Genomic DNA, 13256 nt, shown 5'->3' on the forward strand with positions numbered 1-13256 from the left:
GGTTCATTCGTGCGGCCCGAGCGATGATGGTCGGCTGCGGCAGAACCGCCAAGGAGATCAGAGAATGCGCGCGCGGGCGATACAGCCGGCAGGGACGGCAGGCTTCAACGAACGCGCGATGCGCCGCGCGCGGCTGGTCGACCAACGCCCGTCCGACGCCGACGCGACCGCTCAGTCCGGAGGCCCCATCCGCCGCATGGCGGGGCGGACCGCGGCGACCGTCACCAACGCCCGGCATCTGCACTGGGCGGCGGTGTTGTTTATCATATCGCTACCGGTGCCTTGGATCATCGCAATCGGCCCAGTGCGCATGTCGGTCTACCGCTTCGTGCTTCTCGCCACGCTTGTGCCCTCGCTGGTCGGCTGGTTGCGGGGCAAGGCCGGGCCGATCCGGTTGGCAGACCTGCTGCTCGTTTGCTACTGCCTATGGTGTTTCATCGCCATCATCGCCATTCACGGCTTCGCCTTCGCGATCCAACCCGCCGGCATCATCTTCATGGAGACGATGGGCGCCTATCTTTTGGCGCGTTGCTGCATCCGCAGCGCCGACGATTTCGAAGCCATGGTGCGCCTGCTGTTCAAGGTCGTGCTCGTCCTGCTGCCCTTCGCCATTCTGGAGAGCGTTTCGGGCCAAAACAGCTTGATGGAGGTGCTGTCGAAGATCTTGCCGACACCACCGCCGGTGGACATGGAACCGCGCTGGGGCTTGCGGCGCGTGCAGAGCGTCTTCGAGCATCCTATCCTGTTCGGCGTCGGCTGCGGCTGCATCCTGGCGATGACCCATATCGTGCTGGGCTATCAGAAAAGCCTCCTGCGCCGCTGGACGCCCACCGGTCTTGTCGGTCTCGCGGCATTTCTGTCGTTGTCGGCAGGACCGATTACCGCGCTTGCGGCGCAGATCATGCTGATGGGCTGGAACTGGGTGATGCGCAGCATCGCAGCGCGCTGGAAGATCCTGATTTTCTTCGTCGCTCTGGCCGCTGTTTCGGCCGAACTGCTGTCGAACCGGTCGGTGCCGGTCATCTTCATCTCCTACTTCTCCTTCGACGAATCGTCGGCCTGGCTTCGCGTCGCGATCTGGCGGTTCGGGTCCGAGTCGGTGATGAACAACCCGCTCTTCGGCGTCGGCTTCAACGAATGGGAGCGGCCGGACTGGATGTCGTTCAGCATCGACATGTTCTGGATCGTCGATGCGGTCCGACATGGCTTTCTGGCAGGCTTTTTCATGATGTCGGGCTTCTTCGCCATGTTTATCACGGTAGCGATGAAGAAGGGGCTGGACGATCGGGCATCCGCCTATCGGATGGCGTTTTTGATCTCGATGACCGGCTTCTTCATGGTCGGCTGGACGGTCTATTTCTGGAACTCCGCCTATGTGCTGTTCCTGTTTCTGCTTGGCAGCGGCGGCTGGATCCTCGACGTCAAGGACAGTGTTCCGGCGGCGCTTAAAACGCGCAAGGCGATGCGCGCGGGCGACAGCGTCGAAGCGGATTTAAGCGGCGGGAGACGGGCGTACCGCTAATTGCCGATCCGGCTACGTCCGCGACCACCATTCGCAGCGGTGTTCGCCCGCTCGCCGCTAGCGTAGTTTTCAGGGAAGCCTCGCGGGGAAACCAGATGCTCGAGCGTGTTCCAAGTCATGGGGAGTTCAACACCGCGCGGCCCGTGCGGCAGCAGTTGATCGTCGCTAAGACAGTTGAAGACGTGGAAGCGCTGCGCGACATATGGGAGGCGACGGGCGCCACCGAAGTCGACTCCCAGCTCGACTATTTCCTCACCGTCGTCCGATATGCCGATCAGGTCATCCGTCCGCATGTGGTGTGCTTGAAGCGCGAGGGCTTGCCCAGCCTCATGGCCATAACGCGGCTGGAGAACCTGCCCGTCCCCTTCCGCCTGGGCTATCGCACGCTGTGGCGGCCTCGTCTGCGCGCCCTTGTGGCAACGTTCGGGGGTATTCTCGGTGCCGAAAACCGCGCCGACGAAGAGCTGATTCTGTCGCATCTGTTTCAGTCGCTCGACCGTGGCGACGCCGACCTTCTTCTGATGCGCAACGTCGATTCCCATGGGACGCTGCACCGTGCCGCGCTTGTGGCGGTACCGTGGATGCGAAAGGCGCACCATTTGCCGAAGTCGGTGCACTGGACATCCAACATCCCCGAGTCCTTGGAGATCTTTCTTGAAGGCCGTTCCAACAAGACGCGCGCGACCTGGCGAAAGCAGGACAGGCTGCTCACGGAGAAATATGGCGACGCCGTTCGCATTCGACATTTTCGCGAGCCGGCAGAGGCCGAAGAGCTCTTTCGGGACATGGAGACGGTCGCGTCCAAGTCCTATCAGCGGCGGCTCGGCGTCGGCTTCATGAACACGCCGATGAACCGCGCCTTGATAGAACTCGGCCTTCGTAAGGGGTGGCATCATTGCTGGATGCTCTATATCGGTGACAGGCCCATCTCGTTCTGGAACGGCACCGCTTATGCCGGCACGTTCTTCATCGGCACGCCAGGTTTCGATCCAGACTTCGGCAAAGACTCCGTCGGCCGCATCACCATGTTCCGGATGCTGCAGGATATCTGCGCCGACCCGGCGATTTTCTGCCTGGATTACGGACAAGGCGACGCCGAATACAAATCGTCCTTCGGCCATCGGACCCGCACCGAACAGGAAATTCTCATCGCAGCCCCGCGCCCATGGCCGGTCTGCGTCGTCATGGCCGCGTCGGCACTCTCCTACATCAACATCAAGGCGAAGCATTTCCTCGAAAAATCCGACTGGGGGCAGCGGCTCAAGGCAAGCTGGCGTCGCGGCAAATCCAAGGCTTCGACCGTATCATGAAACTCCTGCTGATCGCGCCGACCTGCAATGGCGAGGATGTCGGCGAGGCCTGGGTCGCCCACCAATGGGCTGAGCGCCTGTCAGCGAGGCACGATGTCACCTTGCTGACCTATCACAAGCGCGGCGCCCGTCCGGCCCGAGAGCAGCTCGACGGGATGCGGATCATCGAATGGACCGAACCGCGGCTGCTTGGCCGCGCCGAACGCTTCAACAGCATGCTCAAGCCCGGCTATGTGCCGTTTTATTTCCGCGCCCGAAAATGGATCAAGCAAGCGCTTGCGCGCGGCGAACGCTTCGATCTGGTGCATCAGCCTGTGCCTGTCGCCATGCGCTACCCCTCGCCCGCAAGCGGCCTGGGCATACCCTTTTTGATGGGGCCTGTCGGCGGCGGGCTGTCGTCTCCGGCCGGTTTTACCGGCGAGGATACGAGCCGGCGCTGGTATGTGGCGCTGCGCGGACTGGACGGCTATCGTCTGCGTTGGGACCCGATGCTGCGCTCTACCTACAGCAACGCCGCCTGTGTTCTGGGCATCGCCGACTATGTGCAACGTCAGCTCGCGGAGGTGCCGCTGCGCCGCTTCGAGATCATGAGCGAGACGGGTCTCGACGACATTCCGCCGCCCATCGACAGATCGGGCCGAACCGGGCCGGTTCGCCTGCTTTATGTCGGACGGCTGGTCCGCACCAAGGGCGTGCGCGATCTCGTCCGCGCCATGGGCCTGATCAAGGACGTCGATGTCGTACTCGATGTCGTCGGCGAAGGTCCGGAACGAGGCGAATGCGAAAATCTCGCTAGGTCTCTGGGCATTTCCGACCGCGTCTTCTTCCATGGCTGGAAATCGAAGCCGGAAGTGCGCGACTTCTATCGTCAGGCCGACATCTTTACCTTCCCGAGTTATCGCGAGCCCGGCGGCAATGTGGCGCTGGAAGCCATGGGATTTTCCTTGCCGCTGATCGTCGTCGACCGCGGCGGCCCTGGAAGCGCGACCTCGGACCGGTGCGCGATCAAACTTGCGGTGTCGACGCCGGAGGCGCTTGCGAGCGATCTGGCCAGTGCCATCCGCAGGCTGGCGGCTGACCGCAAGTTGCGCTGCGACATGGGCAAGGCAGCCCATGCGCATGTGACGGACACGGCCCTCTGGACGGCCAAGCTGGACCGGATGGATTCGTTATACGGCCAGATCGCGCGTTGAGGCCGGGCCTTCGACCCCAGACCACTCGATAGGACCGATGGCTGCCCGCAACGCCGCGCGATGGCCTGGGCCGAGGGTGAAGCGCATCGTTTCGCCGACTATGATGCTCAGCCTGAACAATGCCGTCGCGAGCGCTCCATGGTGGCGGCGGTGGTAGCGGATCCTGTTGCGGGTCATCAGCGCCGAGAGAAACGCATTGTCCTGATAGTCTCCGCCGATATGGACCGCCTTGGCGCGCGGCTCGTAGAAAACCGATAGGCCGCTGTGGCGGATGCGTTCGAGGTAGTCGACCTCTTCGCTGTACAGGAAGAACGATTCGTCCCAGTCGCCCACCAGCTGCCGGGCGTGGCCGGCAATCATCAGGATTGCGCCGGTCGCCCATTCGGCGGCACCGCCCCGATCATAGACGGCCGCATCCGCGACGACCTCACCCAGGTTGAACCGCGCGGCGACTTTCGAGCCGAAAAGCGCGTCCGACCAGGCGGTAACGACGGAAGGCTGGCGGCGAAGCGAACGGTTCAGACTGCCGTCATCGTTCATGATCTTCGGAACAACAACGCCAATCGCGCGATCTTGAAGCCGGCAGCGAAGCTCCCTGCCCACCCCTGGATGCAGCCGGATATCGGGGTTCAGGATCAGCACATCGGCCAACGGGTCAAGCCGCGCCAAAGCGGCATTGATCCCTGCGGCATAGCCGGCGTTTCGCCCCATGCGGATGACCACCGGCCGTACCGAATGCGCCTCTGCGATCCTGACGGACTCGTCATGCGAATCGTTGTCGACGATGTAGACGGTGAAATCGCCAGCGCCAGCCAGCCCGGAGGGCAGCGAATCCAGCAGCCCCTCAAGCACCGCCGCGCTGTTGTAGGTCACGACGACAACCGCGAAGGGCGAGAAACTGGCCGGCACCCGCTCGGACAGAGAGATGACCTTCGCATCGTGCAAAAGCAGCGCCGCACTGGCTTCGGAGGTGTTCACGATCATCTCTCCCCTGGACCGGCAAGTATTTGCCGCAGCGTTTGCGAGGATAGTCGCCGACCGCCATACGGCCCGCAACGATGATCGCGGCGTAGGCGATACGCTCCTTAAGTCAGTACAGGGACGTCATTTGGTGGCGGATTAGTCCCAACGGAGTAGATCGAACCGTTATCCTCCCTTGGCCTGCAACCTCGGTCATCCTTTCAGGGAAATGGCTTATTCGGGCAGATTTCCTAGCATCTGACCATGGCCCAAACTCGAAGGGACAAGGAGATTCCCCTTGGAAAGCATCGCTCAAGAAAGTCCCGGCATCTTCCAGCCTCCTGAGGTGGCGCCGCTCTGCCGGCGCGAGGCGCTCGGCGCCGTATCGCCCGCCATGCGGGTGCGGCTCGACCAGTTGCTCGACCTGTCAAAACGCGGACTTCCGCAAATGCACAGGCACGGCTCGTTCGCCCACACGGTGCGGGCGGTCAAGATCATCGACGGCATGGAGGTGAGGCCCGAAGGCGACAGCCTGCGCTATGCCATCAATGTGGCACTCGGGCTGTCCTGCCTCGATGTCGAGGAGCAACGTGCCATCCTGAGCGGACGCACCGCGCTGGACCTCGTCAACGGAACGGTGGCGCGCGCTGAAACCTCGGAAGACCCAGGCGCCATCGCCTTGGCCGCCTGGACGGCGGCGGAAGCGGCCGACATCTATGCCGGCACGCTGATCAGCCGCCTGACGGCATTGCTGCGGTCGGGCCAGCCCATAGCCACGGTCGACTGCGCCTGGACGCTTCTGGCTGCGGTGGGAGCGCGGAATCTGGGCGATACGGCCGAACTGACGCGGCTCGCGCGCGACAGGCTTCTGCAGGCGCAGGCGGAATCGGGTCTGTTCCCGCATCGCCTGCCCGCGTCCTCGCTCGGCCGCCTTCGGGCGCATATCGGCTGCTTCGCCGATCAGGTCTATGCCATTCAGGGCCTTTCGCGGTTGTTCGTGGCCGAGAACGACCGTGCCGCGCTGGGCGCGGCGGAAGCGTGTGCTGCGCGTATCTGCGAGTTGCAGGGCGATGCCGGGCAATGGTGGTGGCACTACGATATTCGCGACGGCAGCGTCGTCGAAGGCTATCCCGTCTATAGCGTCCATCAGCATGCCATGGGTCCCATGGCTCTGCTCGACCTGCGGGAAGCGGGCGGGAGCGACTACATGGATGCGATGATCAAGGGCCTGTCCTGGCTCGACCGGCACCCGGAAGTCTCCGAAACGATGGTCGACGAGACCCACAACGTCATCTGGCGCAAGGTCGCACGTCGGGAATCGAAGAAGGCGGTACGGGCGATTTCGGCGGCCACCACTGCGCTGCGGCGTGGTCTGCGTGCGCCGGGCCTCGATACAATGTTTCCGCCAAACCAGATCGACTATGAGTGCCGGCCCTATGAACTCGGCTGGATGCTCTATGGCTGGCTGGGCGGCGGCGCCGTCGAACAGCTTCGAAACAGGCCGGCCGTCGGCGCTTCATGACCGAAACCTGGGGGGCGTTATGAAGACGGAGCGACATCTGCTGTTCGGCATCCATCTCGATGCCATGCGCATGGAAGACGTGATCGACCGGTGCCGAACGGCACTGGTCACGCGCAGCAGGATTCTGTTCGGCGTGCTCAACGCGGCCAAGGTGGTGAACCTGCACAAGGACCCGTTGTTGCGCAATTCATTGATGGATTGCGACATCATGCTGGCGGACGGCCAATCGGTCGTCTGGGCCAGCAAGCTGCTGCGCCGGCCACTGCCGCAACGCATTACCGGCATCGACCTATTCGAGCAGCTTCTGGCGCTCGCCCATCAGGATGGGCGCTCGGTATATCTGCTCGGCGCCAAGCCGGATGTGCTGGCGGAAATGGAGCGACGGCTGCAGCAACGCTTCCCGGGGCTCAGGATCGCCGGCAGCCACCACGGCTATTTCAGCACAGCCGAAAGCCACGACATCGCCGACGAGATCAAAGCCTCTCGCGCCGACATGCTGTTTTTGGGCATCACCTCGCCCAAGAAGGAAATCTTCCTCGGCACCCATGGCCCTTCGCTTGGAGTTCCAATCCTTCACGGGGTCGGCGGATCGTTCGACATCATGGCCGGCATCACGGCCCGCGCGCCGGAGCGCTGGCAGCGGCTGGGCATGGAATGGGCCTATCGCGTTCTGCAGGAGCCGCGGCGGCTGTGGTGGCGCTATCTCTCCACCAACACGGCCTTCCTCTACATGACGGCGCGCGAGCTGGTGTTTCCAACGCGAGCCTTCAAGACGACAAGCCGGACAGCTTTTCCAAGCGGCAGGCGCGGCCTGCTGCACTAGGCTCAAGACCTATCCATACAACGGAGCAATGCGATGAATACTGCTTTCAACGGGCGGTTGGCGATCCTCGGCATGGGCTATATCGGCCTGCCGACGGCAGTCGTGCTGGCAACCCGAGGGGTCGAGGTGATCGGCGTCGACATCAATCCACGGATCGTCGAGGCGGTGTCGCGCGGCGAAGTGCCGTTCGTGGAACCGGATCTGGCAATCGCCGTCAGCGGCGCGGTGGCGATGGGCAGGCTCAAGGCCACCAGCGAAACGCCGGAAGCCGACGCCTACATCATTGCCGTGCCCACGCCGTTCAACGGCGACCACACGGCCGACCTGTCCTATGTGCAGGCAGCGGCCGAGCAGATCGCGCCACGCCTGCGGCAGGGCAACATCGTGGTGCTGGAATCCACCTCCCCGCCCGGAACGACGGCACGGATCGCCGAATGGATCGGCGCACTTCGTCCCGACCTGAAGATGCCGCATGACGGCGAACCCAATGCCGATGTCTTCATCGCCCATTGCCCGGAGCGGGTGCTGCCCGGGCGCATCATGATCGAGATGATCACCAACGATCGTGTCGTCGGCGGCCTGACCCGGCGCTGTGCCGAGCGCGCGGCGTCCATCTACCGCGTCTTCGCCCAGGGCGAGATCCTGCTGACCGATGCGGCAAGTGCTGAAATGGCCAAGCTGGTCGAAAACGCCTATCGCGACGTCAACATCGCCTTCGCCAACGAGCTCTCGATGATCAGCGAGGCGTTGCATATCGATGTCTGGGAAGTGATCAAGCTCGCCAACAGGCATCCGCGCGTCAACATACTGACGCCAGGCCCCGGCGTCGGCGGTCACTGCATTCCCGTCGATCCATGGTTCATCATTTCGGCCGCGCCGCATATCTCGCCGCTTATCCGGGCTGCGCGCAACGTCAACGACAGCATCCCGCACCACATCGCCGATCAGGTGGCGGCCAAGGCGCAGCGCTTCCGCTCACCGACGATTGCCTGCCTCGGCCTGACCTACAAGGCCAATGTCGACGACATCAGAGAAAGCCCTGCTATCGAAGTGGTGCAACTCATCGCCAAGGCCCTGCCCGAGGTCGACATCCTGGTCTGCGACCCGTTCGTCGATACGGTGCCGAAGACGCTGGCTGATCTGGCCAATGTGAAGCTGGAAGGTGTGCATCAGGCGGTCGACCGCGCCGATATCGTCGTGCTCCTGGTGGAGCACGAGCCCTTCAAGGCAATCCGCCATACCCGTCTAGGCGGCAAAGTCGCTTATGACACGCGCGGCGTCTGGCGCTGAGCGCTCGCGGCGGAGCGTGACATCTGGGGCGAACTCGTCGGCCAGTTCGCCCAAGCCGAAGAAGTGTTCGATGGCTTTCACCGACCGGTACGACGCATAACCGTCGCCATAGGGATTGGCCGCCAGCGCCATGCTGCGATAGGCCTCCGCGTCGGACAGAAGCAGGCTGACTTCCCGCACAATACGCTCCTCATCGGTGCCCACGAGCCTGACCGTGCCGGCGACCACGGCCTCCGGCCGCTCCGTCGTTTCACGCAGCACCAGAACCGGCTTGCCGAATGTAGGCGCTTCTTCTTGCACGCCGCCGCTGTCGGTGAGCACGATCGCGCAATCATGCATGACGCGGATGAAATCGCTGTAGTCCAGCGGCGCGGTGATCAGCACATTCTCATGACCGGCCAGCGGCGGCAGGAGAATGTCGCGGACAACCGGATTGAGATGCGCCGGCAGCAGGAAGACCGTCTCCGGAAACGCCTTCGCCAGACGCGCGATGGCGCGCGCGGTGCGGGCCATCGGCTCCCCCCAGGATTCGCGCCTGTGAGCTGTGATGAGAACGCTGCGCCGGTTGCCAATAGCGGCGAGATCGGAGTTGGCGGCCGGGATATTGCGGCTCGCGACTTCCAGCAGCGCGTCGATCACCGTGTTTCCAGTGACCACGATATCGTCATCGGCGATGCCATCATGCACAAGATTGGCCTTGGAATTGGCGGTCGGCGCCAGATGCACGGCACTCAGTTGCGTGGTCAGGCGCCGGTTGAGTTCCTCCGGGAACGGGTCGTACAGATTGCGCGTGCGCAAACCTGCCTCGAGATGGACGACCGGCACCTTGTGATAGAAGGCGGCAAGTGCAGCGGCGAAACAGGTCGTGGTGTCGCCCTGCACGAGCACGGCATCGGGACGCTCCTTGGCGATGACCGTGGACACGCCGTCGAGCACGCGGATGGTGATGTCCTCGAGCCGCTGGCGTTGCGTGATGATGTCGAGATCGTAGGACGGGACGATGCCGAACAGTGTGTTGACCTGATCGAGCATGGCGCGGTGCTGGCCGGTGACGGCGACTACCGCCTGCAAATGCGGTGACCTGTCGATTTCCATGACGAGCGGCGCCATCTTGATGGCTTCGGGACGTGTTCCATAAACGACGAGAACCTTGCGCATGCCGGAATCCCTTACGTTGGTTGACATGGATAGTAGCGGTCGCGCGCGTCGTGAGCTTCGGTCGGCGCGCTTCGGCCGGGGCCCTGCCCAGAGCTAGCGGTCGGGCGTGGGCGAAGAAGTCAGCGACTGGATCTTGCGGTCGGCTATGACCTGCCGTACCAGATCGGGACCGACCACGGTCGAATCCTCTGCGAAGGCATAGACCAGGGCGTAGTCGCAAATCTGATTGATGACCCGCGGAACGCCACGGCTCGCCGCGAACACCAGTTCGCAGGCTTCCGGACTGAAGATTTCACGGGTCGTCCCGGCAACCTTGAGACGATGGGCGATGTAATCGGCAACCGCATCAGACGAGGTCATGCCGGACAGATGAAACTGGGCGGAGACGCGTTGGGCGAACTGCAGCATGCGCGGGCGGGTGATGATCTGGTTCAGTTCGGGCTGACCGACCAACATGATCTGCAGCAGTTCGTCATTCTCGCAATTGATGTTGGACAGGCAGCGCAGTTCCTCCAGCATGATCTCCGACAGGTTCTGGGCTTCGTCGAAAATCAGAAGCGTGTGGCGGCCCGCCGCCTTTTCCGAGCGCAGGAACGCCTCGAACTGACGGAAGCGGTGCACATAGGGGTGCCATCCCTCAACGTCCTGATTGAGCGATGAAAGCACCCAGTGCATCAGTTGGCCGCGCGCACCATGGGCGTTGGACACCAAGCCGATCCGCAGGTCGGGCGGGCTCGCGCGCAGCAGGTGCCGGATCAGCGTGGTCTTGCCGGCGCCGATCTCGCCGGTGATGACGGTGATCGGCGCGAAGGTGGCCAGGCCGTATTCGAGCATCGCATAGGCCCGGCTGTGGACGGCCGACCAGAACATGAAATTCGGGTCCGGCACCAGGCTGAACGGCCTGCCCGTCAGTCCGAAATGCTTCGAATAGATCAGGAAGCGGCTTGCCATCGGCTCATACCCGCCATCGCCGGCCGGTTGGCGCGGTGCGAAAATCGCGTGTTGCGGCATCATGCCTTGCCAGTTGTGCAACGTCGTACCTCCGTCGTTCAATATCCATACTCGTCCGGCATGTACCGGCACTTGTTCAGGACCACGCCAAGCACATGGCCCTGGGACGCCAACTCGCTTTCGCAAAGATCGACCTCGGCCAGCGTGGTGGCCTCGGCCGCGGCGACGAGGATTACGCAGTCGACATTGGGCAGGAATGCCATGACGTCGTCGTTGGACAGCATCGGCGGCAGGTCGAACACCATGACGTCGGGCGCCAAGGCCTGTTTCACCGCCTTCAGCGTCTTCGGCATCTCCGGGCTTTGCAGCAGCTCGGCCGAGAGCCGCTCCGGTCGCGAATTCGACGCTATCGCCAGATTGTCGTCGTAGCGCAGGAAGGCGTCCTCGATGCCATGCTGGCCGCGGATGAAATCGACGATCCTGGGCGGGTTCTTCTGACGCAGTGCTGAGGCGATGCTCGGTCTGCGAAGGTCAAAATCAAACAGCACAGTGCGGCAGTCCTTCTGCCGTGCGAGACTGAAAGCCAGGTTCAGCGCGACGGTTGTCTTGCCGCAGGCGGCGGTCGGCGACGTAATCGCCACGGACGTCCAGTTGTTCTGGCGCAATTGGTGCAGCACGTTTGTGCGCAGAATATCGAAGGCGGCCAGCGCAGGCGCGGAAGGGCCAAGCGAGACGAGCCGGTTCTTGCCCAGCGCAGCTATGGGGTCGATGCTGGGGATTTTCTCCCATATGCCGGGCTTGGTCTGCGGCACTGCCGACGCAGGCGCGGCGTGATCCTTTGCGACCGCCGGCTCGCGTTGCTCCCTCGCCTTTTGCAACGCGGTACGGATGCGTTCCTGATTGTCGTTCTGCAGAAAATTCCGGACCATCTCTTGCTCTATCGTCATAGCAGCACAATCCCGTCTCTGGAGGCTTCGATGGCGGTTGGGGATTTGTGCGCACCCAGCGGTGTGTTCGAAAGGCCGAGCATCATGGCAGTCATGCATCCGGCGAGCGCGAACCCACGCCGCCAACGCGTCCAGCCCGAGCCGTTGCGATCGGAGCTCTCGACATAGGGGATCGTGGCAAGTGGACGCGATTGCAGCAGTTGCGTCAGTTCGGATGGACGCCGTACCGTCCTGTTCAGCAGTTCGAGCAGGACGATGAGCCCGAAGCCGAGGCACACCCCCGCCGCGAGACCGACGCCGGCGATGCGGCGCCTGTTGGGGCTGAAAGCGGCACGCGGCGCCTTTGCCGCCTCGACCACCGAAATTTTCCCGCCCTTTGAGCCTATTTCGATCTGCTCGCCGGTCGAGGCTTGCGCCAGCATCGCGGTTGCCGTGGTGTATTGGGACTGGATGCTGGCGCGATTGCGTTCCATCGCATTGAGCACCGTGTCGTTGCCGGGGGTCGCGGCAATTGATTTGGCCAGATTGTTCAGATCCTGGTCGATGCGGACCTTTTCCTGACCGATGAAGCGCAGGCGCTCGTCAATGTCGGAGAGCTGGAAATCAAGCTCCGTCGAGCCTGTCTTGTCGCCGCCATTGGCCTCGCTCGCCGCGCGCAGCCGGGTTTGCAGGGCCGCGATCTGCCCACGCAGGGCGACCACGTTCGGACTGTCCTCTGAGAACAAAGTCATCTGCTCCGCCAGGGCGCGATTCATGTCGCGCAGCATCTGCTGCTCGGGTGTGACGGGCACGGCGCTGGCAACGCCGCCGGTGGTCTCGAACATCTCGATCAGCTTGTTGCGTCGGCTCTGCAGCTGCGCTTCCTCGCGCTCGAGCTGGGACAGCCGCTCCTGTTGACTGCTCAGCCGGTTCCTGCGGAAGTCGAGGCTGTCGGGCAATGCGTCCTTGTTGGCGTTCTTGAATTTCAGAATCTCGGCCTCCAGACGGCTCAGTTCCGAGCCAAGCCGGGCGACCTCACCGTTAAAGAACTTGGCGGTGTCTTCCGCCTTGTCGGTCCGCGCCAGCATGTTCCGACTGAGGATCGACGCGACAATATCGTTGGCGACCTTGGCAGCCAGGACGGGATCGCGCGAATCGAAGGAGACGTCGAAAACCGTCGCTACCGGTCCGTCCCGAACGCCTTCGGGACGCACCTGATCGATGTGGATACGCTCGCGCATGTCATCGGCTATGTCCTCGTCAGACAGTTTCGACGCGCCATAGATTTCGAGCCGGTTGGCCAGGGCCAGAAGATTGTCCTCGGTGAGAATATCCTGCTCGATGATCTGGAATTGCTCGACAGCGCTTGTCGGCACCGTGGACTTCGCCATGTCGAGCGGAATCTGCGGCGCTTCCACCAGAAGCCGGGCGGTGGCACGGTACGTCTTCGGCAAGACGAGCGCCACGACCACACCGCCCAGGGTGAAGATGGCGATGATGGCGACAAGATATGGAAGCCTTCTCACCAGTATAGATAAATAGAAGCGAAGGTCGAAGTCGCCCATTGCAAACCCGCCCGTATCAAGGAGCCGCCAGTCTTT

At 63.0% G+C, this 13256-nt stretch carries 11 protein-coding genes; 6 read left to right on the forward strand and 5 right to left on the reverse strand.

Features of this window, described 5'->3' with window-relative positions; all coding sequences use genetic code 11:
- The first annotated feature begins 64 nt into the window (after nt 1–64).
- From ICI42_RS13435 to ICI42_RS13445, 3 genes are all read left to right on the forward strand, one after another.
- Nucleotides 65–1522, forward strand: a complete 1458-nt coding sequence (locus tag ICI42_RS13435) for an O-antigen ligase family protein (RefSeq protein ID WP_188165112.1) — start codon at nt 65–67, stop codon at nt 1520–1522.
- A gap of 95 nt (nt 1523–1617) precedes the next feature.
- On the forward strand, nt 1618–2832 hold the full coding sequence (locus tag ICI42_RS13440) for a GNAT family N-acetyltransferase (RefSeq protein WP_188165113.1): 1215 nt from the start codon (nt 1618–1620) through the stop codon (nt 2830–2832).
- Nucleotides 2829–4025, forward strand: a complete 1197-nt coding sequence (locus tag ICI42_RS13445; RefSeq protein WP_210317233.1) for a glycosyltransferase family 4 protein — start codon at nt 2829–2831, stop codon at nt 4023–4025. Before ICI42_RS13440 ends, ICI42_RS13445 begins: the two co-directional genes overlap by 4 nt.
- Here ICI42_RS13445 and ICI42_RS13450 read toward each other — a convergent pair.
- Nucleotides 4002–5003 (reverse strand): glycosyltransferase family 2 protein, encoded by a 1002-nt coding sequence (locus ICI42_RS13450; RefSeq protein ID WP_330999168.1) that lies wholly within the window; start codon nt 5001–5003, stop codon nt 4002–4004. The genes ICI42_RS13445 and ICI42_RS13450 overlap by 24 nt on opposite strands.
- A gap of 280 nt (nt 5004–5283) precedes the next feature.
- On the opposite strand from ICI42_RS13450, the gene ICI42_RS13455 reads away from it, so the two are divergent.
- From ICI42_RS13455 to wecC, 3 genes are read left to right on the forward strand one after another with little or no spacing between them, the layout of a single operon-like run.
- The gene (locus tag ICI42_RS13455; RefSeq protein WP_230980352.1) at nt 5284–6507 is read left to right on the forward strand and encodes a hypothetical protein; all 1224 of its coding nucleotides are present in this window, start codon (nt 5284–5286) and stop codon (nt 6505–6507) included.
- Between the two features lie 19 nt (nt 6508–6526).
- Nucleotides 6527–7330 carry a WecB/TagA/CpsF family glycosyltransferase gene (locus tag ICI42_RS13460; protein ID WP_188165115.1) on the forward strand — a complete coding sequence of 268 codons (804 nt, stop codon included), beginning with the start codon at nt 6527–6529 and terminating at the stop codon, nt 7328–7330.
- 33 nt (nt 7331–7363) lie between these two features.
- Nucleotides 7364–8620 (forward strand): UDP-N-acetyl-D-mannosamine dehydrogenase, encoded by a 1257-nt coding sequence (gene wecC, locus ICI42_RS13465; protein WP_188165116.1) that lies wholly within the window; start codon nt 7364–7366, stop codon nt 8618–8620.
- On the opposite strand, the gene wecB is transcribed toward wecC, so the two are convergent.
- The 4 genes from wecB to ICI42_RS13485 all read right to left on the reverse strand — a co-directional run bounded on the left by wecB (nt 8576) and on the right by ICI42_RS13485 (nt 13220).
- Nucleotides 8576–9778, reverse strand: a complete 1203-nt coding sequence (gene wecB, locus ICI42_RS13470) for a non-hydrolyzing UDP-N-acetylglucosamine 2-epimerase (protein ID WP_188165117.1) — start codon at nt 9776–9778, stop codon at nt 8576–8578. The two genes, wecC and wecB, sit on opposite strands and share 45 nt — an antisense overlap.
- Nucleotides 9779–9871: 93 nt before the next feature.
- Nucleotides 9872–10831, reverse strand: coding sequence for an ExeA family protein (locus ICI42_RS13475; RefSeq protein WP_210317235.1), 960 nt, complete (start codon nt 10829–10831; stop codon nt 9872–9874).
- Nucleotides 10828–11676, reverse strand: a complete 849-nt coding sequence (locus ICI42_RS13480; RefSeq protein ID WP_230980353.1) for a CpsD/CapB family tyrosine-protein kinase — start codon at nt 11674–11676, stop codon at nt 10828–10830. The genes ICI42_RS13475 and ICI42_RS13480 overlap by 4 nt, the downstream gene beginning before the upstream one ends.
- Nucleotides 11673–13220: a GumC family protein gene (locus ICI42_RS13485; protein WP_188165118.1), complete on the reverse strand. Its 1548-nt coding sequence runs from the start codon at nt 13218–13220 to the stop codon at nt 11673–11675. The genes ICI42_RS13480 and ICI42_RS13485 overlap by 4 nt, the downstream gene beginning before the upstream one ends.
- Between the last annotated feature and the right edge of the window lie 36 nt (nt 13221–13256).

Origin of the sequence: Oryzicola mucosus (assembly GCF_014534685.1) — a bacterium.
GTDB lineage: Bacteria > Pseudomonadota > Alphaproteobacteria > Rhizobiales > Rhizobiaceae > Oryzicola > Oryzicola mucosus.